The sequence below is a fragment of the Pseudomonas sp. RGM 3321 genome (assembly GCF_022836805.1).
Taxonomy (GTDB): Bacteria; Pseudomonadota; Gammaproteobacteria; order Pseudomonadales; family Pseudomonadaceae; genus Aquipseudomonas.
This window is the reverse complement of sequence record NZ_JALHBH010000087.1, coordinates 1-22,049: the sequence shown is the minus strand read 5'-3', so window position 1 is coordinate 22,049 and position 22,049 is coordinate 1. Positions and strand designations below refer to the sequence as shown.

Below are 22,049 nucleotides of genomic sequence, written 5' to 3'. Positions count from 1 at the left end.
TCAGAGTACCCGCTTCTTTTTCGGGTCAATCGCACCGGTGGTGCGCGACAGGTGACGGCCATCCGGCTTGTCCAGCAAGGCGCTGAATTTGGCCTCCAGTTTGGCCAGACCAGCAAGAACGGCAGTGTTTGCCGTAGCCTTGCGGCTCAACTGCTTCTCTTCTTCGGCGGTGGCCACGATGCCGTCGACGGCTGCCTGCACGTCGTCGATCGGTGCTTGGTCAGGTTCCGGTGGGGCTTCTGCGAAGCTGTCGATCAGCGCCTGAATGCCGGCGGCGACGATCAGTTGCTGTTCGATCAAGGCCTGCAGCGCTTTGGCTGTAGCTTCATCCATTGGGGGTTTGCTCTCGGTAGGGGGTTGCGGGGTGGTTTCGGCGGGCACCTCTTCAATGCCAAAGCGCTTGAACAGGCCGGTGAACAGGCTGAACAGCTTGGCCACCTCGCCGTGCGGTTCGTCTTCACCGATCGTCCCGAACGGAACGGCAGCCGCGTAATGCACGGGCTTGCCGGTCTTGCGGGAAAAGTAGAGTTCCTGAGTACCCAGGCTCGCGGGCTCGTCAGTGACGGCTAGGCCGGTCAGGTACGCCCTGCCGGTGTTGGCGAAGTCGGGCATGATCTCGATGCTGGTGAAGAGTTTTTCGCCCTGGTCGTTGAGCCACAGCAGCTTTTGGTTGGGCTTCAACTGCGCTTCCAGCGCGACCTGACCAGGTGCCAGGCCCTCGACGTCCTCGATCAGGCGTACGGCAAACACGGTGCCGTAGGAGCCTGGCCAGCGCTCATGCTCGGACCAGATGGTCGCGGTGTAAGTGGCGGTACTGTACGTCTCGGCGATGTCGCGCAGTTCCTGGGGCGTGATGACGCGACCATCAACGGTAGGACCGCTGGTGGCGACGCGTTTCCAGAAACTGACAAGGGAACGGGGCATGGTAGGAACTGCGCTCATCGATGAGTTGAGGCCCCAAGATAGGGAGCCGCAACGCCTCCAACAAACGGTTTACTTTCGCGCTTCTCCTATATTCGATTTATAGGAGAAACACGGATTTTAACTGCACGTTTTCCGCGTTTTCGCCGCATAGACTGCGGCCCATGTACTACTCAACCGAAGTCAAAGAAGCCGCCAAACGCCTGTTTCTGCGCCGTCACAAGGCCAAGGAAATTCAGGCGCAACTCAACCTGCCCAACATCCGGATCGTGTACCACTGGATCCGCGTGGGTGGCTGGGAAGAAATGTTGACGGATGAAGAGCCGCTGACCGCTGTCAGCCGGCGAATCACGCTTCTCCTTGAAAAGACAGAGAGCCTCAGCAAAAGCGATCTGGACGAGCTGGACCGGTTGACGACGGTTCGAGAGCGGCTGGCCAAGCAATGCGCAAAACCAGCTCCCGCGCCGGCGCGTGATGAACAGAATGACGATGGCCATCGACGTGACGAGCAGCGCGGCGAACGTCGGGATCGCGGCAAGCGCGACGGCAAGAAGCGCGAAAAGAAGGTCAAGAACGACGTCAGCGAGCTGACCGAAGTCGACTTTCTCGACAAGTTCATCAGCAAGATGTACGGCTACCAGAAAGAGCTGTTCGCCGCGAAACAGAACCCGCTGACCGCCAGGATCCGGAACATCCTCAAAAGCCGCCAGGTGGGCCTGACCTACTACTTCGCCGGCGAAGCCTTCATGGACGCGGTGCTGACCGGCGATAACCAGGTGTTCCTGTCGGCCAGCCGTGCCCAGTCCGAGATTTTCCGCAGCTACATCATCGCCTTTGCGCAGTCCTGGTTCGGCCTGGAGCTGACCGGCAACCCGATCGTACTCAGCAAGGATGGCAAGCCGTGGGCTGAACTGCGCTTCCTAAGCACCAACAGCAGCACCGCGCAGGGCCACCATGGCCATGTGTACGTGGACGAATATTTCTGGATCCGCGACTTTGAGAAGCTAAACACTGTCGCCAGCGCCATGGCCACCCATAAGAAGTGGCGCAAAACCTATTTCTCCACGCCCAGCGCCGTATCGCATCAGGCGTACCCGTTCTGGCAGGGCGAGAAATTCCGCAACAGCAAACGCAAGGCTGCCAAGGATCCATGGCCGAGCGACAAACAGATCTCTGCCGGCGCGCTGTGTCCGGACGGTCAGTGGCGCAAGGTCATCACCATCCTGGACGCGATCGCCGGCGGCTGCGATCTGTTCGACCTCGAGCAGTTGCAACTGGAGTACGACGACGACAAGTTCCAGCAGCTGTTCATGTGCAAGTTCATCGACAGCAGCCAGAGCGTGTTTTCCCTGGCAGATCTGGAGCGCTGCTATTCGGATCTCTCGTTGTGGGCCGACTTCGATCCGGAAGACCCGCGCCCGTATGGCAACAGCCCGGTCTGGATCGGCTACGACCCAAGCCGCACCCGCGACGACGCCACCTGCGTGGTCATCGCGCCACCGCTGGAGAACGGCGGCAAGTTCCGGGTCCTGGAGAAGCACAGCTGGCGGGGCCAGTCGTTCAAGTACCAGGCCGAGCAGGTCAAGAAGCTGACCGAGCGTTTCAACGTCCAGCACATCGGTATCGATACGACCGGCATCGGCTACGGCGTCTTCGACCTGGTGCGCGACTTCTACCCGCGTGCCACCTCGATCCATTACAGCCTGGAAACCAAAAACCTATTGGTGCTCAAGGCGCAGGACACCATCCAGGGCAGCCGCATTGAGTGGGACGCCGGCTGGAACGATATCGCCCAGGCCTTCCTGACAATCAAGCGCGGCACAACCGCCAGCGGCCAGGTGACCTACAGCGCGTCGCGAACCGACGCGACAGGTCACGCGGACGTGGCCTGGGCGGTCATGCACGCCCTGCAGTACGAACCCCTCAACACGGACAAAAAGCGGCGCAGTCGCTACGCACTCACTGGATCAACTTCCCATGGCAAAACCCAAAACCCTGCAGCAGGAAAAACCGGCGCAACGGCCCATGCGTGCATTCACATTCGGTGCGCCGGAATCCGTGCTGACCGACAACATCGCGCAGTACCTGGGCGTGTTCGCCAGCGACGACGGTCGCATTTACACGCCGCCGGTTTCGCGAAGGGGCTTGGCCAAACTGCTTAAGGCCAACGCACACCACGGCGCCATACCAGGGTTCAAGCGCAATCTGCTGCTGCGTGAGTTCATCCCTTCAGCCGGCCTGTCAGTGGCCGATATGAGTCGGGCTGCGCTGGACTTCATGGTGTTTGGCGAAGCGTATTTTTACCGGGTGCCCAATTTGCTCGGCCAGACTCTGGAGCTGCGACACCTGCCTGCCATCAACATGCGGGTGAAGGTCGACGGTGGGTTCGTCCAGCTGGAGCAGAACGGCCAGGAAACAGAGTTCTACGCCGACGAGATCGAGCACGTCCTCAACTACGACGTAGAGCAGAACATTTACGGCGTGCCTGAGTACTTGGGCGGTCTGCAGGCGCTGCTGCTCAACGAAGCCGCCACGCTGTTTCGCCGGCGCTACTACAGCAACGGCGCGCACGCTGGATACATCTTCTACACCAACGACCCGAACCTGACCGAAGAGGACGAAGACGAGCTACGCGCCCAGATCACGGCCAGCAAAGGCGTGGGTAACTTCCGATCGATGTTCGTCAACATCCCAGGCGGTGCCGAGAAGGCCATCCAGATCATCCCGGTGGGTGACTTTCAGGCCAAGGACGAGCTGGAGAAGGTGAAGAACATCACGCGCAATGACGTGATCGCTGCCTGGCGCATGAACCCTGCCTTGGCCGGGATCATCCCGGAGAACAGTGGCGGGTTTGGCGATATCGAGAAGATCGATCGCGTGTACACCAGCAACGAGATCAGGCCGATCTGCCAGCTGTTTGACCAAGCCAACGCGACATTGCGAGAGGACAGGCGGTTCGCTTGGAAACCGGTGCCGGATACACCTGTAACGGCTTGATATGACCGAAAGCACAGATAATGCCATTACAGGTATGGCAAAATACTAGCCATAGGATGGCCCTGGGGAGGGAACATGAGAATTTATTGCACAACGTGTGGGCACAAGGGACGAATCAGCTCACGGGAGGAAGTGACCAGGGCGTATGTGAAGTTGTACTGCCAATGCCTAGACGCCAGTTGCGGGCATACATGGGTGGCCAACCTGACGTTTTCGCACACGCTCAGGCCGTCCGGGCAACAGCTGGATGTGATGCTGTTTGATCGATTACGGGATCTGACACCTGACAAGCAAAAGGAACTGTTTGAGCAGCTGGGGCGGCAAGCAGTGGCCTGACTTGAGAACCGCCGACCCTGTAAGCCGGCGATAGGTGAATCATGAATTGTTCAATATGTCGCCAGATGATTACTCATTCTCAGCTGGCTTAACCAAGTAGCCTGCGATACGGCGAATTTGCCTGCGTTCGCCCTCCGACATCTGACGGTACAGCTTGATCAAATCCGCCTCTAACTCTGTGAGCTCAAGCCATTGATGACCTAATCGTTCACGATTTAGGCTCTGGAGATTATTGCGATCCAACATACCTACGGCTCCATTAAATACATTTGGAGGCGACGGTATCGAGCGTTATGGAAATACGGTTAGAAATGAGAACGTACCTTGCCACAGGAATCGTTACATTTTACTTCAATGCCTCATCAGCTTCTGCAGCCATGGATTTCACGATCCGTCGCACAGTTTTCTGATCATCAAAAGGCAGCCTTCTGTAGTGATCTACCAGATCTGCTTCATCCGGGTTCAACCCTTGTCCAGGAGCAGGCGAGCGGTGCCCGGTGAGCACGTATCCAGCGTCGACACCTTGATCCGTAAGGGCGGCAACGTATCGAAGGTCCAATGAATTCGCACCAAGCTCGTAATTCTTCTGAGTTCCACGACTAACTCGAAGCCTTGTTCCAAACTCAGTTTGACTCAAGCCCAAGCGCTCGCGCTCTTCCTTAAGGCGCTCACCTACTCCATCAGCAATGTGCATATTTTTATTCACCACGCTTGACTTGATCAATAATTTGACCAAGAATCACCACAGACCAACAGAAACAACCACGAACAAACAGAGTGCACATCATGCCCGCCACCGTTACGCCCGAGCAAGCCCGAGCAGCTCTCGATCACAAGGGGGTCAGCATTGCTGAATTCAGCCGAAAACATGGTTTGAACAAGAATTTGGTCAGCGACCTTTTGAACGGAAGGCTCAAAGGTCGCCGAGGGGAGGCACATCGCGCCGCGGTGTTGCTGGGCATCAAAGACGGCGTGATCCCACAGTAGTAGCACTCATCAGCAGGGAAAAGCAGAACATGAAAAGTCCAGTTCTAAAAACACGCCGCGAAGTGGTCAGCGCGATCATCTGCAGTTATCCAGGTGGGCGCGAGTGCGCAGCAGCTCGCATCGGTTTGGCGTTGAAGAAGTTCGATAACCATGCGTATGAGAACAACAACAGTAGGCCACTCAGTGACGCGCAGCTTTTCCAAATGGAGCAAGACGCCGGCACTCAGCACCTGCCCAACTACGTAGCATCAATGTATGGCGGCCTATTCGTTCCTGTAGCCGATCCTGAATCGCTGGACAACGTTGAGATGTACGCCCTTTCCATCCGGGCGGCGGCAAAGCGTGGATGCGTCGACCAGGAGATCTCCAAGGCTCTTGCAGACGGCTGCATAAACGCAGCCGAGGCCGAGCACATACTCAACGCGCACAACCTGCACATGGCTGCACGTCATGCGGAAGTGTTGGCAGCTATCGATCTGTACCGCGCCAAATCAGGGACCGAAAAATGAACAACGTATCAGTTGATATGGATTATCAAGAAACCATCCGCGCTGCAGCTCAGGCATTCATCGAGCGTCATCAAAGCGAACACCTCGGCGATCTCGGTCAGTTGCTTCGTAGAACGGTAGATCATCTGGTCGAAAGCTTCGACGTCAAAGAGTCGCTTGCGAATCATCTGGCGCACCTGGCTTACAGCAATGTGTTGGCCGTCATCGGTCGCCAGCGTATAGACCTGCATGCAAGCGCAGAGATGACGGTTGTGATCAGTGATCCCGTCCGTGGACTCGCTTGGTCAGTACCTGTTCATCTGATCTACGAACACCTGATCGCTGCCGGCCACGGCAAACCTGTCTCCCCCGCTACTTAAACACCCCCAAACATTGCCTGCCCCACAGCCGTGGGTATGGGTGAGCTGCGCCCGAATTCGAGGTTTAACGATGGCCAACGCCGTGATCGTCACCGCTCAATTGCCCCCGGCAGAAGCTCAAGCACTGCTTGAAGCACTGCGTGAACAGTATCGACTGAGGCTCAATGAATACTGGTACGACGACCAATACCGCTTTGTGGCGGACGGCCAACGCCATAGCGCAATTCTCGCCCACGTCCCAGTTATGGCAGCGCAAAAACGCCTTATGGCAGCCCTGAGCCAAAGCCTCAAAGCAGTGAAGCATTCATGAGAGACGATCTACGCCACGACGTGCTGCAGCGCATTCAATCCGACTACGGCTTGAAGCACCGCACATCCACCAACTATATGCGCGGCGGCACCTGCCCCAAGTGCAACAAAAAGGAGCTTTACACTCGTTTTGACAGCCCGTGGCAGTTGATATGCGGCCGACAGGAGAAATGCGGCCACACCCTGCACGTCAAAGAGATTTACGACGACCTGTTCGAGGATTGGAGCAAGCGCGCACCGGCTACTGAGAACGCCCCCACGGCAACAGCACGCGCCTATATGGAGTTTGCACGCAGCTTCAATATGTCGCTGATCGCCGGCTGGTTCACCCAAGACACTTTCTTTTCGTCACACCATGACGCTGGTAGCGCCACCGTGCGTTTTGCGCTTGATAAAGGCGGCTACTGGGAGCGATTGATTGATCGCCCTGCCCGGTTCGGGAAAATGAAGGCACGGTTCAAACCAGGCGAAAGTTACAAAGGCGTGTGGTGGTGCCCCCCCTGTGTCGAGCTACTGGACGTCAAAGAGCTTTGGATTGTTGAAGGGATCTTTGATGCCATCGCGCTGGTGCATCACGGCGTGGCAGCAGTATCGGCGATGTCATCCAATGCATTTCCTGACGAGTCATTGAAACGACTTGCCAAAGACCGTGAAGGCAAATTACCGAAGCTGGTGTGGGCATTGGACAACGAGCCAGGCGCACACGCTTACACAAAACGCTGGGTTCGCCAGGCACGTGAGCTGGGCTTTGTCTGCGAAGCGGCTCAGATCCCCCAGCGTGACGGGCGCAAGGTCGACTGGAACGATCTGCACCAGCGTTGGTGGGCCATTGATGAGGATGACAAGCGGACCGACCAGACCCAGAAGGACCTGATCGTTGCCAGGCACCACGGAGCCCTGCTGATCGCCGACAACGCTACGGAGAAAGCGTTGGTGCTTTTCGACTGGAAGCGCCGTAGCGAGTTTCACCTTGAGTTCGGCAACCGCCTCTATTGGTTCAAGCTCGATCTGGAGAAATTCAACCGGGCGATGCAGGATCTTGAGGACAGCGAGCACCAGGACGATCAGCTACTGAACGACAAGCAACGCCGGGCCAAGGCAATGCAGCAGTGCGGCGCGATTCAGCGGATAGCCACCTGCAACCCCAAGGCCCTGTACTACCAAGAGAACAAGCTAACCGATGAGTCTTGGTACTACTTCCGGATCACGTTTGCCCACGACGCCGCGCCAATCAAGAACACCTTTACCAGCTCGCAGATAGCATCGTCCGCCGAGTTCAAGAAACGACTGCTCGGGATCGCCCCCGGTGGAATGTTCACCGGCAGCACTCAGCAACTGGACGCCTTCATTGAAGAGCAGACAAACGCGCTCAAGACCGTGCAGACCATCGACTTCACCGGTTACACCCGCGAGCACGGTGCCTACGTTTACGGCGACGTGGCCGTGCGCGACGGCAAGGTCTACGAACTGAACGAAGAAGACTTTTTCGACATGGAAAAACTGAGCATTAAAACGCTCAGCCAGTCCGTCACGCTGAACATCAACACCGACCTGAACAAGTTCACCACACGCTGGCTCGATATTCTGTGGCAGTGCTTTGGGGCCAAGGGGATCGTCGTTCTGGCGTACTGGCTGGGGGCATTGTTCGCGGAGCAAATCCGGCAACATCAGAAGAGCTATCTGTTTCTTGAGGTGGTCGGCGAAGCCGGTGCGGGTAAGTCCACGCTGATCGAGTTTTTATGGAAGCTGCTCGGTCGCCTCGACTACGAAGGCTTCGACCCATCCAAAGGCACACCAGTTGCCCGTGCCCGTAACTTCGCCCAAGTTGGCAACCTCCCGGTCGTACTGATCGAATCCGAACGGGAAAAAACCGATGGCAGCGCAACAAAGCAGTACGACTGGGACGAGCTGAAAACCGCTTACAACGGTCGTAGCGTCCGCTCGACGGGCGTCAAGAACAACGGCAACGACACGCGAGAACCACCGTTCCGCGGCGCTTTTGTGTTTGCGCAGAACCATGCCGTCAACGCTTCGGAACCCATCCTGCAGCGAATCGCCCATGTTGGCATGACCAAGGACGGCCAGACCGCCAAAACCAAACTATTGGTGGAAGAGCTCGAGCAGATGCCCGTCGACAAGGTGAGCGGCTTTCTGTTGATGGCAACGACCAGGGAGGCGCAGGTGATGCAGACCGTCAAGGCGGGGGTGCCCCTGTATGAACAGCGACTCCTGCAGCTTCCCGAGATCCGCACGGTACGTATTGCCAAGAATCACGCGCAGTTGCACGCGCTGGTCGACGCCTTGGTGCATGTCGTGCCGCTGCAGCAGCACCAGGTTGATGCAGCCCATGCCGAGGTTCAAAGCATGGCCAAAGAGCGACAACTGGCAATCAACGCTGATCATCCGATGGTCGTTGAGTTTTGGGAGCTCTACGAGTACCTGAACAGCCACGCCGGTGCGCTCAACCACTCCCGCAATGAAGGACTGATTGCCGTCAACCTGAACGACTTTGCCGAGGCAGCCGCGAACAAACGACAGAAAGTCCCGGATCTGGTCGAGCTCAAACGTCACCTGAAAACCAGCAAGTATCCGAAGTTCATCGAGACGAACCGCAACGTGTGTTCGTCCTGGGATATCGACGCTGCCGATAAGCCTAAAACCGTGCGGTGCTGGATTTTTCAGGCTGCTTGATCACTACCACGAGAGGAACAGATATGCGCATTGAAGTAATTACTGGCCCGATGGCATCTGGCAAAACCAAAAGTCTGCGTGCGATTCAGACGAGGCTGGAGCAGCAGGGTTATCAGCCGGTGGTCATAAGCGGTCCAGCCGCGACGACTCAGGCACTTATAAAAACGATCGCTCAGCAGTTCGGCCGATGCCTGACTGTATTGGTCGATGACTGTACGCAAGAGCAGATCGACGCAATCAAGCATTGGAAAATGAAAACTGATCGAAACGGACAATTTGCGGACGTCGTCATTCATGTAGCCAAGCGCGCCGACATTAGTTGATCACATAGGAAAGGCCATGCACGTTCAAATCATCAATAGTTCTTGGCCTGTCGACTCATCGGATCTCCTTGGATTCGTGGTCGCGGGCTTGAAACAGACAAATGAAGGGCTTCCGATCGTATACGCAGATGCCTACGCCACCGAAGGTCTACTGGGGATATTGGAGGTACGAGCTGTGCGCGGCGAGCGAGAAATTCTTGTAATGGACTGCTCACGTGACCAGATACAGGCGGTCCTGGAATGGACCTCATGTAAAGACGAAGATGAGTTTAAAAACTCAGTAATAATTTTGGTGCGAAAGGCAGGGTCCTAGCCGCCAGATTTTGACGCCGACGATATCGGCAAGAGAACGGTACTGAGGAGTTGCAGCTCCCCAGTACCCACCACAACTAGGAGTACGGCGATGAAGACGAAACACCCAAGCAGCAGCGATTCAAAGGCTAGCACACCATCCCGAAACCTGCTGGCTATCGCCATGGTTGGCACGGCACTGATCGGCTACCAGGTTCACAAGACCCCGGACGCACGCGATCGACTAAAGGATCTGGCCAGCCTGGCGCAGAACCGAGGCGATTTGACCGCAAGAGACTTGCACGTATTGACGCAGATTCTCGCCACCTCCTCCCCCAGTAATTGAGCCGCCAGGTTCTGGCTTTTAGCACCAGGGCGAAGCGCTACACTCCCCTGGTTGCTGCTTCCTGCAGAGAGCAAACATGAATTTTCCAACAAGCAATGTCCTCACCTTTGAGGACCTGCAGCGCATCACCGGCTACCAGCGCCGCTCCGACGTCGAACGCTCGCTGTTCACTCAGGGCATCCGCATGTTCCGGGGCCGCACTGGCCCATGGACAACGCTGGATCTCATTCACCACGCTGCGGGAATGGAGTCCGTAACCTCGGAGCGCTATGACACCAACATCCTATGAGGAAAGCGCGTAAGCGGAAGCACAATCCGCACATTCCCCCCCACATCGATCAGGCCGCTCTCCCAGCGGCCATTTACTTTGATCATCGCAACGCCGGCGTCTGGTACACGCTGCATTATGACGAGACCGGCAAACAACGCCGGCGTAATGTCGCGCCGGCTGACGTGACCCTGGCCGAGCTGCACCAGATCATGGAGCAAACCTCGGGTGTCGACCAAGGCACCTTGCGTTACATCTGCGCACAGTTTCACCTGAGCGATCGCTACAAGAAACTCAGCCTCAAGACCCACGACGACTACTGCTATTCGCGTGACGTCCTGCTGAGTATCCCAACCCGACTGGGCAAACCGCTGGGGGATCTGCTGGTGAAGAAGTTTACGGCGGCATTGATCCAGAGGATTGTCGATCGCCTGGCCGACGAGGGCACGCCGTCCAAAGCGGCGCATGTCCTGCGCTACCTGCGTCGCGTACTGCAGTGGGGCCGCAACCGGGGCTACCTCGACAGCAATCCGGCGCAGGGTATTGAAGCGCCTGTGGAGCGCAAGCGCCGGCGTTTGCCGGAACACCTGGTCATGGAAGCGCTGGTCGACCGTGCTCTGGCGTTCGGGCGCTTGGCCAGGAACGAAAAAGGCGGCTGTCCGGAGTACCTGAGCTACGTGATGGAGATCGGTTACCTGTGCCGTTTGCGGGGCATTGAGACCATCACGCTGACCGATGCCCATGAGCTGGCCGAAGGGATCATGACCAACCGGCGCAAGGGCAGCCGGGACAACATTGTCCGCTGGACGCCGCGACTGCGCGCCGCCTGGGAGGGGGCGAAGGCTTATCGGGCCAAGGTGTGGGCCAGCAAATCAACAGTCATTCCGATTCGTCCTGATCGACGCTACATCATCGTGGCCAGCCATGGCGGTCCATTGCGCAAATCCAGCCTGGACACGGCTTGGCAGCGGTTTATCACCTCGGCAATCGAAGACGGAACCATCATGACCGAGCAACGCTTCGGGCTGCATGACCTCAAGCGGCGGGGAATCACCGACACGGCGGGCAACAGGGCAGACAAGCAGGAGGCCAGCGGCCACCGGGACGGGGCCATGATGGACGTCTACGATCTCAGCGTACCACTGGTCAATGCCTCGCGTACGTAGCAGGTGTAACGCAGAAAGACATATCTCGTTGTTCCTTAAAATTCACACTAGACTCGTTGCACAGACTCTAGAAAAGCTGTCCGTCAGGCTTCCAGATGATTGCGTTAGTCAACCTATTGGGATTTTCTGACATAGCTGCAAGAGGCTTTTTTCTTATTTTTTCATGGAAGAGCGTAAATATGAACCGTCCTCTGTCTGCCACTAGATCGGTTATGCCAGTGTCGGGCCGACTGGGTCTGCAAGCCATAACACTGCTTTTGGTGGCTTGCACGGCGTTATGCACCTTTACAGGAGGGCTGCTGTACTCTCAATACCGTGACGAACGGGCAACTCGTTACACCGAGCTTACAAACTTGTCTTCCTCCGTACTCCGCTCTGCGGAAACCTCCATTACCTACGCAAGCATGGTTTTGGTAGGGCTGGCTGAGCGTTATCGTCACGAAGGCGAGGACCCTCAGAATCTGGATCGTATACTTAAAGTTGCACACGCGCGCGTGGACACGCAGTCGGAGATCCAAGGCATATTTCTCTATGCGGCTGACGGTCGATGGGTCCTGACGACACTCTCATCCAGTGCCCCTGCACGCAACAATTCGGATCGCGAATATTTTAAATACCATATGCAGAACGAAAGCCTGGCGCCCTACATAGGCCCGCCCATTCGTAGTCGCACGACAGGTGAATGGATCATTACGGTGTCGATAAGGCTTGAAGATGCTCAAGGAGCATTTGCAGGGGTGGCGCTTGCAACGTTGCGTGTGGAAAGTTTTTTGGAATTTTTCAGATCCTTTGACCTGGGCGAAGACGGCATCGTCAATCTGGCACGCACGGATGGCGTTCAGCTAGTTCGTCTTCCTTTCAGTCCTGAGTTGATAGCAGTGAATGTCGTTAACGGACCGGTCGTGAAAGCGATATTGGCTGGCAGCACGCGAGGGGTACTCGTTTTCGACTCACCCGTTGACGGCACGAGACGGATGGTCGGCTATGCCGCCAGTGGTCGATACCCAATTCGGTTGTCGATCGGCATTACGGAGGCCTATGCATTTGCCGCTTGGCGTCGAGGGTTCGTTCTCACTATCTTGGCGGCAACCACTGCACTTGGAGTGATCTTGTTTCTAGGACTCAGGACTATGCGAAGCATAGAGCAACGAGCTAATGACGAACTCGTACTGAGGGCTGACAACGGCTCACTTCAAACTGTGAACAGTGAGCTTCAAATACTCGCGACCGAAGATGGCCTGACAGGCTTGGCCAACCGTCGATTCTTCAATCAAGTACTCGCTAAAAGCTTCGATCAAGCCCAATCCAATCAGACCGCAATAGCACTTCTGCTTCTAGACATTGACCACTTCAAAAAATACAACGATACCTATGGTCACCCGGCAGGAGACGAGTGTTTACGCCGGGTAGCTGCATTGGTACGCAATGCCTCGAGCAGGCCTACAGACCTCGCAGCACGATACGGCGGTGAGGAGATGGCTGTTATTTTACCCTACACCGATGTGAACGGGGCCATGCTGGTTGCTGAACAAATCAGGCATGCCGTTGAGGAAGCCAACATAGAAAGTCGTTCGGTTGAATTGGGTAAGGTTACAGTCAGTATCGGCGTGGCAGGATACATCCCGTCACGGGACTCTCAGGGATGCGACGAACTGCTGCTATGCACAGACAAAGCGCTTTATAAGGCTAAGCAAGCCGGCCGCAACCTGGTTTCCGTCTACTCAGAATAGTGATCAGCAGAACGGCTTCCTGGATCAGCCCACTGGTCCGCTACCAACACGTTAATGACGCAGAGCCACGTAACAACAGTCCAAGGCACACCGTAGACCGAGGCTCGCAGACAAAAGCCACGTAACAGAAAAACCTCTAACCTACTGATTTTTATGTTTAAAGCACCTTCCTTGTAATCAGTAGGTCCCGGGTTCGACTCCTGGTGCCGGCACCATACAAGGTTCAAGGGAAGGCTTTCAAAATCTCTGGCCCCCCCGAAAAACCCGCCTTTTGGCGGGTTTTTCGTTTTGGGCTGGAAATCCAGTTTGAGACACCATCTGCGGTGTAGAGCCAAGAGGCTGAAATGAGATTTCTTGAGCTCTGCCTAAAGGGCGATGTGCTGGAAGAAGATATCCACAGGTTCGTGGAAGACTGGCACGAAGGACGCAAGGTGCGGGTATGGAACTGCACGAGTATCTCGGCATGAGCTGGGAAGAGTATGGGGTATGGGTAGCAACCCCAGCAGCCCTAGCTTTAATACTGGCGGCTAGAAAACAGGGCAGTTCTCTAGGTCAGTAGATCCTCTAAAGTGGACGCTCTAGGGATTCTCCGAACAAGTCCCGGGTATGCGAAAATCGCCTGACCACCTGATCCGAGCCTCCCATGAGCCAGATGAGCTTTTCCGACTTCGAGTACGCCGACAAGCGCAAGCAAACTCGCAGCGAGCGCTTCCTTGCCGAGATGGATCAGGTCGTGCCCGGGACGGGCCTGCTGGGGCTGATCGAGCCTTTCTACCCCAAGGCCGATGGCGGTCGAAAACCTTATCCACTGGAAACCATGTTGCGCATTCACCTGCTGCAACATTGGTTTTCCCTGAGTGATCCGGCCATGGAGGAAGCGCTCTACGAAATCACGTCCATGCGTCAGTTCGCGCGTCTGACACTGAGCGCGCCGATTCCGGAAGACACCACGATCATGAACTTGCGACACCTGCTGGAGAAGCATCAGTTGGCGCCTGCAATCCTCGCGGTCATCAACGGCTATTTACGGGAAAAAGGCCTGTCGTTGCGCCAGGGCACCATCGTCGACGCAACCATTATTCATGCCCCAAGCTCGACCAAGAACAAATACGGTGAGCGCCATCCCGAGATGCATCAGACGAAGAAGGGTAACCAGTATTTCTTCGGTATGAAGGCCCACATCGGTGCTGACGTTGAGTCTGGACCGGTTCATCACGTCCGCCAATGTGGCCGATGTGACCCAAGTGGCTGAACTGCTCCACGGAGAAGAAAACGCGGTCTATGCGGACGCAGGTTACACCGGTGTCGAGAAGCGTGAAGAGCACGAAAATCGTGACGTGATCTGGCAAATTGCGGCTCGGCGCAGCACGTATTCCAAGCTGAACAAACGAAGCCTGTTGCACAAAGCCAAGCGCAAGATCGAGTACTGCAAAGCGCAGACACGTGCCAAGGTTGAGCACCCGTTTGGGGTTATCAAGCGCCAGTTTGGTTACGTAAAAGTACGCTTTCGTGGGCTGATGAAAAACACGGCCCAGCTGACCACGCTATTTGCCCTGTCGAACCTGTGGATGGCTCGAAAACGACTGATGGGTTTGGGTGAGTTGCGCGCTTAACACAGAGAACCGGACGGAAAACGCTCCGACGCACATTTACTTTTCAAACAACAGACTGTACGTAGAATATTACGACAAACTTTACAGATCCGACCTAGCGGAAGCCTCCCATCTGTTTCGCTTGTCAAATGACGAGATAAAAAACAGCTTAACGCACATATTTGACAAAACAAATGCAATGATGAGTATCCTTATTTCTCTTTATGCACTAGGCCATCAAGTGACCGCTGAATACATACTTGAGAGGTAGGGCATTGAGTCGTTCCAGTGGCTTGAAGCTGCAAGGAGCGGGAAGTTATTTGCATATCCACTCTACGCAGGATATTAGGCGAAAAATACCGCTTCCTCATTTAATCCCATGAAGCCTACTTAGAGTGTAATTTATTTCAAGCTTGTGCCCAACTTCGCTGCGCTAGCTGCGTCAGTTTTGAACACTATTGCGTTACTAGGCACAGGGGAGGGTCCATGAGTATGCGCAGCAAGTTGGGCGTTCATCTCCTGAACCAAATCAATCAGTTCAAAAACCACCTGAAAGATGCTCACAGTGTTGGACCCTACCCAGTTTTTCAGAGCCTGCAAACGCTGGCTCTTACTGGCGATGCTCTCTCGCAATCCCTGAATCCGTTCGTGCATGCCGCCACCCACCGTGGCGTTGTGCTTCTGGCCTACCACCAGGTTAAGGTCGCGACCGGTTGCCTGGTGCAGGTCGTCCACTGCCGCCAGACTTGCAGATCCGCCTGACAGCAGCTTGAGCGCTCCCAGGGCCTCAATCTTCTTCACGCCACCCACTGACTCGGTCGAATGGTTATCGACTATCCTGGTGTGGCTCTGGAAGCGCTCGGCATTAGTCATCGCGTCGACCTCGCGCTCGATCGCCTGATCCTGAATCTTGCGGTCGGTCTTACGCAGCCAGTTGCCTGCCCCACTCCAGTGGGTATGGGTGAGCTAGGTTTAACGATGGCCAACGCCGTAATCGTCACCGCTCAATTGCCCCAGGCAGAGGCTCAAGCACTGCTTGAAGCACTGCGTGAACAGGATCGCCTGAGGCTCAATGAATACTGGTACGACGACCAATACTGCTTTGTAGCGGTCGGCCAACGCCATGGCGCAATTCTCGCCCACGTCCCTGTTATGGCAGCGCAAAAACGCCTTATGGCAGCCCTGAGCCAAAGCCTCAAAGCAGTGAAGCATTCATGAGAGACGATCTACGCCACGACGTTCTGCAGCGCATTCAGTCCGACTACGGATTGAAGCTCCGCAAATCAACCAACTATATGCGCGGCACCTGAGTGGCTTTCTGGTGATGGCAACAACCCGGGAAGCGCAAGTGATGCAGACCGTGAAAGCGGGTGTGCCGCTCTATGAACAGCGGCTGCTGCAGTTGCCCGAGATCCGCACGGTGCGTATTGCCAAGAACCACGCCCAGTTGGCAATGGAAGCGCTGGTCGACCGTGCATTGGCGTTCGGGCGCTTGGACAGGAACGAGAAAGGCGGCTGTCCGGAGTATCTGAGCTATGTAATGGAGGTCGGTTATCTATGCCGTTTGCGGGGCATCGAAACCATCACCCTGACTGATGCTCATGAACTAGCTGAAGGGATCATGACCAACCGCCGCAAGGGCAGCCGTAATAACATCGTGCGCTGGACGCCGCGCTTGCGGCTCGCTTGGGAAGGTGCAAAGGCTTATCGGGCTAAGGTATGGGACAGCAAATCAACGGTCGTTCCGATCCGTCCCGATCGACGCTACATCATTGTGGCCAGCCACGGAGGTCCTTTGCGTAAGTCCAGCCTGGACACTGCTTGGCAAAGGTTCATCACCTCGGCCATCAAGGACGGCACGATAACGGCCGAGCAGCGGTTTGGCCTGCATGACCTCAAGCGTAGAGGCATCACCGACACGGCCGGAAACAGGGCGGACAAACAGGAGGCCAGCGGCCACCGGGACGAGGCGATGATGGATGTCTACGACCTCAGCATCCCGCTGGTGAATGCTTCACAGACATGACGCTATCAGGATCTACAGTACTGAGTGCTGCATGGGCGACTCAGCGCGGAGTCGACCGTCCAAGCAAGCGACGTAGCGTTGATACGCAGGAGGCCCACGTTCTCTGGCCTGAACGAGACGGAAAAAACGACGTCTATTTGCTCACATGACGTCGTTATCTGGTAAAAATTGCGCCTAAATGAGTGGCGGCTTCATTAGTCCATTACAGCTATCTTATCGCGTTTTAATACAACAGCTTTTAAGGAAGTCCTCTTGAACAGACCTGTCTTGCCCATCTCGTATGACCACATGGATCGCTGGGTAGCATCGCTGCAGCCAGAGTTGCTCCAAGAGGCTTTTACCTGCGTTATAGGGGTATTAAGAGGTGGCGCGCCTTTAGCGTTAATGGTGTCTCACCTTACCGGCGTCGAGCCTGCATTTTTGCGCTATCGCCGGGCAGATCGTAGTGTGACCTGGGACTCATCAATACCCATTCCCCACCCGGGTAGCAAGGTGTTGCTATGTGAGGACATCGCCGGATCAGGGAATACGCTTAAGGATTGTTTAAGCTTTCTGCAGTGCAAAGGACTGAAGGTCAAGATCCTTACCGTAGGCTTTGATGATCTCAGCAGCATTCGCCCTGACTACGGCATCGACGGACGAGGTTATTTTTTGCAATTTCCCTGGGAGCGCCAGGCGCATACACCAGCTTACCGTAATAACTGGAACGACACTGGCGGCGGACGCACTGGTCGGATGGCTCAGGATCACGAATATGATGTGTACGCTATTGACCTCGATGGAATTCTACTCCCAGATATTCCCCTCCAACACTATGCAGCCGACTTACGAGCTACGCTTGAGAAGCGAGACCAGCTTAAACCGTTAAAGAAACTACCGCCCTTTGGTCAAGTTAAAGCCATCATTACTGGGCGCCCAGAGATGGATCGAGAACGCACTCAAGAATGGCTGTCCCAGCATGGCTATGGCGAGACCCCATTAATTATGAGAAACCCCCGGCAGTACAATGATAGTCCTAATGAAGTTGCCTCCCACAAAGCCAAAGCCACCTTGGGACTGGGATGTACTCACTTTATTGAAAGCGATCCAGTTCAAGCCATCTTTATTGCGCAGCATGCGCCGTTATTACGAGTTATATGGTGGGACGCTGAGAGCAGCCGGGGAAGATTGATAGGTGCGGTAGGCTGGGAGCAGGAGTAAGCCTTACAGGCTAGATATACAAAGTCTGTACGGTGAAAGCTTGCAGCGTAGTACCGTCCGGCCGTCTCCGTAACACCGAACCCAAAGGTGATCGGACCAAGTAAATTTAATTGGATGCCACGCTTGGATAACGATGCGCATGTACTGGCAGAAAGGGTCATGAGCAACCGGCGCAAAGGCAGCCGGGACAACATCGTCCGATGGGCACCGCGTCTGCGGGCGGCATGGGAAGGAGCAAAGGCATACCGAGCCAAGGTATAGGCCAGCAAATAACAGTCGTTTCGATTCATCCCGATCGGCGCTACATTATCGTGGCCAGCCATAGAGGAGCATTGCGCAACTCCAGCTTGGATAAGGCTTGGCAACGGTTATCACCTCGGCCATTGAAGACGGCACCATCTTGGCCGAGCAACGCTTTGGGCTGCATGACCTTAGGCGGCGTGGTATCACCGACACTGCAGGCACCCGTGCGGACAAGCAAGAGGCCAGCGGTCACCGGGACGGTGCAATGATGGATGACGTCAGAGCGCCATCCGCAAGTGAAGCTGTTCGGCTTCATCTGCTCTCAGCGTTTTGTGAGGGTTGTGAGCATATTCGCCAGTCGTCAGCATCCACATGCCTGAACAGCATGTAGCCACCACAGTTAGCCACATGGTTCCTGATTTCATACTCACGCCAGTCCGCCATCGCGCCCCAACAAATGTTTTGCGGCTTGCGCTCGATCAGCCAGGCGACGGCATTGATGAATTGCCCATGCGAAAACACCGCAATGCGCTGGGCAGGATGCTCCGCAAGTCGAGCCAGGAAGGCCTGCGCTCTTGCTATAAATCCTGAAAAAGATTCGGCGCCTGCTCCATCCGTAAACGCCGGGTCTGACTTGGCCCAATAGGCTTCAACCCAATCCCGCCGCTGAGCAACGGTCGTGTTGGCACATCGCGCGGGTTCGAGGTAGGTAAATTCTTGAATAGGCCAGATTTCAAACGGAGTGTTGGGAAAAGTAGCTGCGGTCGCCATGGCGGTTGCCTGCGCTCGGGAAAACGGCGAGGCGACAATCAAGTCCGGCGCATGTGTGAAAGATCGAGCCACTGACTGCGCTTGTTCTACCCCGTTCAACGTGAGAGGAATAGTCGCGTGATCCACACTGGCTTCGCCTGCGTTGGCAGCGCTTTGTCCGTGGCGAATTAGTCTGACCTGCTTCATTAATCAGAGACTCTCGTAAGAGGCAGAGGCTGAGCGCATTCAAGCGTACGCCCCCTTCTGGCAAAACCCGTCAGCATCAGGGGGCATACAGGCGGTTGATTACCACTCGCGTGGCGCAATCAGCTCCTCAATGTCCGCGTCGATGAAGCCATAAGCGTCTGCTATGCGTACGAAATCATCGGCAATGGTTTCGCGAGCGACGGTTTCGATCTCACTGCCGTTCTCTTCGAATACCTCCTCCAGCTCGTTGATTTGCTCTGTCGCTTTGTGAGTCAGCGCATACAGCGCGTCCAGGTCGGAAGGCTTTTGCTGCTCGATTTCGTGACACAGGTTGACCAGCACGTCTTCGCACATTTTTACAACGGCATCAGGGAAATACTCGTCCTGATACATACCTTTCAGGAAGGTGTGTTTGGCCATGGTTTCATTGGTCAACTGCATGGGTATCCCTCGTCGATGTACAGTGGGCGCTCAGTGACTCCAATTGAGGTGACAATCGGATGCATTACAAGATTATTGCCCATTCTGCAGGCTGGGCGTATACGGCGGCGGAGCCAGGGCCTATAGCCTGCAAGACAGTTGTAACTGATGGCTCCATTGTGAGCACCGAAGATCAGGTTTTCTAGTCATGAACGAACCCCTTGATTACAAATTAATGGATAGCATCGTCGTCTGCATCAACGATACCGCGGGCTTTGGAAGAAAGGCGTTTGAAAGCTTCAGCTTGGCGACCGATGTCGCGAGGGACCTGGGCATCGATGGCGACGATGCAAATGATCTGATGGTCGAGTTCTTCGAACGTTTCTCTATCGATCTTAACGATTACGACCCTTATCGATACTTTTTGGAAGAAGGTTTCAACTTCTTTTCCTTCAGGCGCGCCAAAGACAGACGCGGAAACATACCGCTGAGAGTGGGCATGTTGTATTTAGCCTTGAAAGCGAGACGTTGGGATACGCAAGCATTTGAACAAGCCACATTCAGCGACGCTCCACTGTATGAGCGCACAGAAGATATCCCGATTGATGGCTACAAGATAAAGAGCCGTTGATCTTGCCTGCGTGATCCGCTTGGTATGCATGTCATACCCCAAGCGCCTTACGAAAAGTGGATGCGCTCGGTGATGACGTCAGGTTGCAGCAATCCACGTAATTCAAACCTCCTTTCAGCGTGACGGAGGTTTCCTGTGCGCGTGGCCTTGAGCAGCTCACGACGTGCCAAATTCTATCGGGAAACAAAAGCTCCCGAGGCAAAGCCAACAGAAACAACCTGAAAACCTTAGCGCCCCCACCCCCCTCAAGCTCCCCCCCACCTCGTCGATACCCTCCTTACACCCCGCAATCATGGATCGATGAAATGGTTATCTCACTAACCCCCGGCAACAACACGTCTCCCACCATCACCCTGCCCAATTCCGGCATCACGCTCACTCCAAAGCCGCTCACCGATGCGCAGAAAGAAGCGTTCAAGAACGCTGCTGCCAGTACGCCCGCTGTCGTTTATCACCCGAGTACCGAAGTGCCTGCGACCACTGAGCCGATGGAAGCGGTTGATACCTGGATGGGTCGCTCGCAGTCGCCTGATTTCCCAAAGATGGCGGCGCAGCACGGTAACTCGACGGAGGCGCTGAAGACGTCGTATGAAGCGTTCACGTCGACGCTGGCGTCGGTGTATCCGGATCTGGCCAGCAAGAAGTTCGGCTTCACGATCGAGGCGGACGGTAATCTGAAGGCGATCAACAGTTCCGGTGAGTTGAGCGAGGCGGATACCAAGCAACTCAATACATTGTTGAATGCGTCCAGTGGGCTCAAAGCCGCTGCGGCTACCTATCGGGAGACGGCCATTGATATGGTCGACGCCGATTCGCCCTGGAGCGGCAGTTATCTGGGTCGCTACAACCTGAACAAGGAGAACTTCGCCAATTCTCTGGACCTGGGCGCGCTGTTCATTCCCAAGACGTCGACGCCATCGAAAGAGCAGGCCGACGGTATGTTCTTCAATCAACTGGCCTACAAAGGTGAGCTGCACACCCAGGAATCGGAGGCGGCGATGCTCGCTGCACGTGCGGCGGAGAAAGCTGCCTCGGCGGGTTGATCCCAACCCGTCAGCACATCGGCAGACGTGGCGGGCGGAGATAGTAGTTATCGAACTCGCCGCTCTCAACGAGATGAAACCCGTGACGAACGTAGAAGCGGTTGGAGTCGCTTTCTTTCAGGGCGCCCACTCGCACTGTGGATGCGGTTGCGTCCGCTTGTGCGAAGACCTGCCGAAGCACGGCAGCACCAATGCCCTGCCCTTGAACAGCCGGCTTGATATACAGGTGATCCAGCAGCAGGCCGTCGCTGCTCGGTTTGACGACCACGAAGCCGACCTTGCTGCCGGCAACCTGAATGTAGTGTGTGCATGACGCAGAAAACCCTTCACGAAAACGCTCTCGGGCGCGCACCGGATCGAACCGGCCAACGCGCTCGAGGCTTTCGCGCATGGCTTCGATACGTATGGCCACCAAGTTTTCGAAGTCTTCGGGCTGGACCGTTACCAGGGTGATGTCGGGTTCGGTGTTGCGGGACAACGGCATTCGGGTCGCTCCCTGTTTATTGAGCAATATCACTTGGGCTGGTGGTGATGGGCAACAGGTTAATGCCGGGGCGGTCTCTACGTCAGACGTTCGAAGTGAGCTGGTCTAATGACCCCGGACACCTTAATGGGTGAAACTATATCCATTGAGGAGTCACCATGACCAAGAAATACAGAAAATTCGATGCAGCCTTCAAGCTTGATGTCTGCAAGCTCATCGT

General features: G+C 55.7%; 23 protein-coding genes and 5 pseudogenes. 21 read left to right on the top strand and 7 right to left on the bottom strand.

Annotation, left to right across the window (positions count from 1 at the left end):
- Entirely contained in the window at positions 1-924 is a 924-nt protein-coding gene (locus tag RGM3321_RS03365; protein ID WP_244391602.1) for a GPO family capsid scaffolding protein, read from the bottom strand.
- Positions 925-1,085: 161 nt separating this feature from the next.
- Here RGM3321_RS03365 and RGM3321_RS03360 point away from each other — a divergent pair.
- The 3 genes and pseudogenes from RGM3321_RS03360 to RGM3321_RS03350 form a co-directional block, all read left to right on the top strand.
- Positions 1,086-3,080: pseudogene (locus RGM3321_RS03360) on the top strand (terminase family protein); the annotation flags it as partial.
- A complete protein-coding gene (locus RGM3321_RS03355; RefSeq protein WP_244391643.1) occupies positions 2,980-3,918 on the top strand; it encodes a phage portal protein in 939 nt (312 codons plus the stop codon). The pseudogene RGM3321_RS03360 and the gene RGM3321_RS03355, both read left to right, overlap by 101 nt.
- Positions 3,919-3,993: 75 nt before the next feature.
- The gene (locus tag RGM3321_RS03350; protein WP_010204973.1) at positions 3,994-4,254 is read left to right on the top strand and encodes an ogr/Delta-like zinc finger family protein; all 261 of its coding nucleotides are present in this window, start codon (positions 3,994-3,996) and stop codon (positions 4,252-4,254) included.
- Between the two features lie 69 nt (positions 4,255-4,323).
- On the opposite strand, the gene RGM3321_RS03345 is transcribed toward RGM3321_RS03350, so the two are convergent.
- Both RGM3321_RS03345 and RGM3321_RS03340 read right to left on the bottom strand, forming a co-directional pair.
- Positions 4,324-4,500, bottom strand: a complete 177-nt coding sequence (locus tag RGM3321_RS03345) for a hypothetical protein (protein ID WP_244391600.1) — start codon at positions 4,498-4,500, stop codon at positions 4,324-4,326.
- Positions 4,501-4,600: 100 nt separating this feature from the next.
- The gene (locus tag RGM3321_RS03340) at positions 4,601-4,948 is read right to left on the bottom strand and encodes a helix-turn-helix transcriptional regulator (protein WP_244391642.1); all 348 of its coding nucleotides are present in this window, start codon (positions 4,946-4,948) and stop codon (positions 4,601-4,603) included.
- A 92-nt stretch (positions 4,949-5,040) separates the two neighbouring features.
- Here RGM3321_RS03340 and RGM3321_RS03335 point away from each other — a divergent pair, with 92 nt between their 5' ends.
- The 12 genes and pseudogenes from RGM3321_RS03335 (at position 5,041) to RGM3321_RS03285 (ending at position 14,846) form a co-directional block, all read left to right on the top strand.
- A complete protein-coding gene (locus RGM3321_RS03335) occupies positions 5,041-5,241 on the top strand; it encodes a DNA-binding protein (RefSeq protein ID WP_005767240.1) in 201 nt (66 codons plus the stop codon).
- A gap of 29 nt (positions 5,242-5,270) precedes the next feature.
- Positions 5,271-5,750 (top strand): YmfL family putative regulatory protein, encoded by a 480-nt coding sequence (locus RGM3321_RS03330; protein WP_279613892.1) that lies wholly within the window; start codon positions 5,271-5,273, stop codon positions 5,748-5,750.
- Entirely contained in the window at positions 5,747-6,109 is a 363-nt protein-coding gene (locus tag RGM3321_RS03325) for a hypothetical protein (protein WP_244391599.1), read from the top strand. The genes RGM3321_RS03330 and RGM3321_RS03325 overlap by 4 nt, the downstream gene beginning before the upstream one ends.
- A 70-nt stretch (positions 6,110-6,179) precedes the next feature.
- Positions 6,180-6,419: a hypothetical protein gene (locus RGM3321_RS03320; protein WP_244391598.1), complete on the top strand. Its 240-nt coding sequence runs from the start codon at positions 6,180-6,182 to the stop codon at positions 6,417-6,419.
- Positions 6,416-9,109 carry a toprim domain-containing protein gene (locus tag RGM3321_RS03315; protein WP_244391597.1) on the top strand — a complete coding sequence of 898 codons (2,694 nt, stop codon included), beginning with the start codon at positions 6,416-6,418 and terminating at the stop codon, positions 9,107-9,109. Before RGM3321_RS03320 ends, RGM3321_RS03315 begins: the two co-directional genes overlap by 4 nt.
- Before the next feature lie 23 nt (positions 9,110-9,132).
- Complete coding sequence (locus RGM3321_RS03310) at positions 9,133-9,432, top strand: ATP-binding protein (protein WP_244391596.1); 300 nt, start codon at positions 9,133-9,135, stop codon at positions 9,430-9,432.
- A 403-nt stretch (positions 9,433-9,835) separates the two neighbouring features.
- Entirely contained in the window at positions 9,836-10,069 is a 234-nt protein-coding gene (locus tag RGM3321_RS03305) for a hypothetical protein (RefSeq protein WP_244391595.1), read from the top strand.
- A 76-nt stretch (positions 10,070-10,145) separates the two neighbouring features.
- Positions 10,146-10,358, top strand: coding sequence for a hypothetical protein (locus tag RGM3321_RS03300; RefSeq protein WP_057414479.1), 213 nt, complete (start codon positions 10,146-10,148; stop codon positions 10,356-10,358).
- A complete protein-coding gene (locus tag RGM3321_RS03295; RefSeq protein ID WP_244391594.1) occupies positions 10,355-11,503 on the top strand; it encodes an integrase in 1,149 nt (382 codons plus the stop codon). Before RGM3321_RS03300 ends, RGM3321_RS03295 begins: the two co-directional genes overlap by 4 nt.
- 95 nt (positions 11,504-11,598) lie before the next feature.
- Entirely contained in the window at positions 11,599-13,233 is a 1,635-nt protein-coding gene (locus RGM3321_RS03290; protein WP_244391593.1) for a sensor domain-containing diguanylate cyclase, read from the top strand.
- Between the two features lie 344 nt (positions 13,234-13,577).
- On the top strand, positions 13,578-13,700 hold the full coding sequence (locus RGM3321_RS28360; protein WP_279613891.1) for a hypothetical protein: 123 nt from the start codon (positions 13,578-13,580) through the stop codon (positions 13,698-13,700).
- 176 nt (positions 13,701-13,876) lie between these two features.
- A pseudogene (locus RGM3321_RS03285) lies at positions 13,877-14,846 on the top strand (IS5 family transposase).
- A 381-nt stretch (positions 14,847-15,227) separates the two neighbouring features.
- Here RGM3321_RS03285 and RGM3321_RS03280 read toward each other — a convergent pair.
- Positions 15,228-15,764, bottom strand: a pseudogene (locus RGM3321_RS03280) (hypothetical protein); the annotation flags it as partial.
- A 39-nt stretch (positions 15,765-15,803) separates the two neighbouring features.
- Between RGM3321_RS03280 and RGM3321_RS03275 the strand changes: the two are divergent.
- From RGM3321_RS03275 to RGM3321_RS03260, 4 genes and pseudogenes are all read left to right on the top strand, one after another.
- On the top strand, positions 15,804-16,043 hold the full coding sequence (locus tag RGM3321_RS03275) for a hypothetical protein (RefSeq protein ID WP_244391640.1): 240 nt from the start codon (positions 15,804-15,806) through the stop codon (positions 16,041-16,043).
- Between the two features lie 136 nt (positions 16,044-16,179).
- Positions 16,180-16,851 (top strand): annotated as a pseudogene (locus RGM3321_RS03270) (integrase); the annotation flags it as partial.
- A 252-nt stretch (positions 16,852-17,103) separates the two neighbouring features.
- Positions 17,104-18,051, top strand: a complete 948-nt coding sequence (locus tag RGM3321_RS03265) for a phosphoribosyltransferase (protein WP_244391592.1) — start codon at positions 17,104-17,106, stop codon at positions 18,049-18,051.
- A gap of 132 nt (positions 18,052-18,183) precedes the next feature.
- Positions 18,184-18,583: pseudogene (locus RGM3321_RS03260) on the top strand (integrase); the annotation flags it as partial.
- Positions 18,584-18,606: 23 nt separating this feature from the next.
- Here RGM3321_RS03260 and RGM3321_RS03255 read toward each other — a convergent pair.
- Positions 18,607-19,251, bottom strand: coding sequence for a histidine phosphatase family protein (locus RGM3321_RS03255; protein WP_244391591.1), 645 nt, complete (start codon positions 19,249-19,251; stop codon positions 18,607-18,609).
- Positions 19,252-19,350: 99 nt separating this feature from the next.
- Positions 19,351-19,692, bottom strand: coding sequence for a DUF5713 family protein (locus RGM3321_RS03250; protein ID WP_244391590.1), 342 nt, complete (start codon positions 19,690-19,692; stop codon positions 19,351-19,353).
- Between the two features lie 187 nt (positions 19,693-19,879).
- Here RGM3321_RS03250 and RGM3321_RS03245 point away from each other — a divergent pair, with 187 nt between their 5' ends.
- Positions 19,880-20,302 (top strand): DUF1493 family protein, encoded by a 423-nt coding sequence (locus RGM3321_RS03245; RefSeq protein WP_244391589.1) that lies wholly within the window; start codon positions 19,880-19,882, stop codon positions 20,300-20,302.
- Positions 20,303-20,607: 305 nt separating this feature from the next.
- The gene (locus RGM3321_RS03240; protein ID WP_244391588.1) at positions 20,608-21,345 is read left to right on the top strand and encodes a hypothetical protein; all 738 of its coding nucleotides are present in this window, start codon (positions 20,608-20,610) and stop codon (positions 21,343-21,345) included.
- Between the two features lie 10 nt (positions 21,346-21,355).
- Here RGM3321_RS03240 and RGM3321_RS03235 read toward each other — a convergent pair whose 3' ends face one another.
- Complete coding sequence (locus RGM3321_RS03235) at positions 21,356-21,829, bottom strand: GNAT family N-acetyltransferase (protein WP_244391587.1); 474 nt, start codon at positions 21,827-21,829, stop codon at positions 21,356-21,358.
- Positions 21,830-22,049: the final 220 nt, after the last annotated feature.

Excerpts from the sequence above, each read along its gene's own strand:
- RGM3321_RS03365 (WP_244391602.1), bottom strand. The coding sequence starts at position 924 with ATGCCCCGTTCCCTTGTCAGTTTCTGGAAACGCGTCGCCACCAGCGGT.
- RGM3321_RS03350 (WP_010204973.1), top strand. The coding sequence starts at position 3,994 with ATGAGAATTTATTGCACAACGTGTGGGCACAAGGGACGAATCAGCTCA.
- RGM3321_RS03345 (WP_244391600.1), bottom strand. The coding sequence starts at position 4,500 with ATGTTGGATCGCAATAATCTCCAGAGCCTAAATCGTGAACGATTAGGT.
- RGM3321_RS03340 (WP_244391642.1), bottom strand. The coding sequence starts at position 4,948 with ATGCACATTGCTGATGGAGTAGGTGAGCGCCTTAAGGAAGAGCGCGAG.
- RGM3321_RS03335 (WP_005767240.1), top strand. The coding sequence starts at position 5,041 with ATGCCCGCCACCGTTACGCCCGAGCAAGCCCGAGCAGCTCTCGATCAC.
- RGM3321_RS03330 (WP_279613892.1), top strand. The coding sequence starts at position 5,271 with ATGAAAAGTCCAGTTCTAAAAACACGCCGCGAAGTGGTCAGCGCGATC.
- RGM3321_RS03325 (WP_244391599.1), top strand. The coding sequence starts at position 5,747 with ATGAACAACGTATCAGTTGATATGGATTATCAAGAAACCATCCGCGCT.
- RGM3321_RS03320 (WP_244391598.1), top strand. The coding sequence starts at position 6,180 with ATGGCCAACGCCGTGATCGTCACCGCTCAATTGCCCCCGGCAGAAGCT.
- RGM3321_RS03315 (WP_244391597.1), top strand. The coding sequence starts at position 6,416 with ATGAGAGACGATCTACGCCACGACGTGCTGCAGCGCATTCAATCCGAC.
- RGM3321_RS03310 (WP_244391596.1), top strand. The coding sequence starts at position 9,133 with ATGCGCATTGAAGTAATTACTGGCCCGATGGCATCTGGCAAAACCAAA.
- RGM3321_RS03305 (WP_244391595.1), top strand. The coding sequence starts at position 9,836 with ATGAAGACGAAACACCCAAGCAGCAGCGATTCAAAGGCTAGCACACCA.
- RGM3321_RS03300 (WP_057414479.1), top strand. The coding sequence starts at position 10,146 with ATGAATTTTCCAACAAGCAATGTCCTCACCTTTGAGGACCTGCAGCGC.
- RGM3321_RS03295 (WP_244391594.1), top strand. The coding sequence starts at position 10,355 with ATGAGGAAAGCGCGTAAGCGGAAGCACAATCCGCACATTCCCCCCCAC.
- RGM3321_RS03290 (WP_244391593.1), top strand. The coding sequence starts at position 11,599 with ATGATTGCGTTAGTCAACCTATTGGGATTTTCTGACATAGCTGCAAGA.
- RGM3321_RS28360 (WP_279613891.1), top strand. The coding sequence starts at position 13,578 with ATGAGATTTCTTGAGCTCTGCCTAAAGGGCGATGTGCTGGAAGAAGAT.
- RGM3321_RS03275 (WP_244391640.1), top strand. The coding sequence starts at position 15,804 with ATGGCCAACGCCGTAATCGTCACCGCTCAATTGCCCCAGGCAGAGGCT.
- RGM3321_RS03255 (WP_244391591.1), bottom strand. The coding sequence starts at position 19,251 with ATGAAGCAGGTCAGACTAATTCGCCACGGACAAAGCGCTGCCAACGCA.
- RGM3321_RS03250 (WP_244391590.1), bottom strand. The coding sequence starts at position 19,692 with ATGCAGTTGACCAATGAAACCATGGCCAAACACACCTTCCTGAAAGGT.
- RGM3321_RS03245 (WP_244391589.1), top strand. The coding sequence starts at position 19,880 with ATGAACGAACCCCTTGATTACAAATTAATGGATAGCATCGTCGTCTGC.
- RGM3321_RS03240 (WP_244391588.1), top strand. The coding sequence starts at position 20,608 with ATGGTTATCTCACTAACCCCCGGCAACAACACGTCTCCCACCATCACC.
- RGM3321_RS03235 (WP_244391587.1), bottom strand. The coding sequence starts at position 21,829 with ATGCCGTTGTCCCGCAACACCGAACCCGACATCACCCTGGTAACGGTC.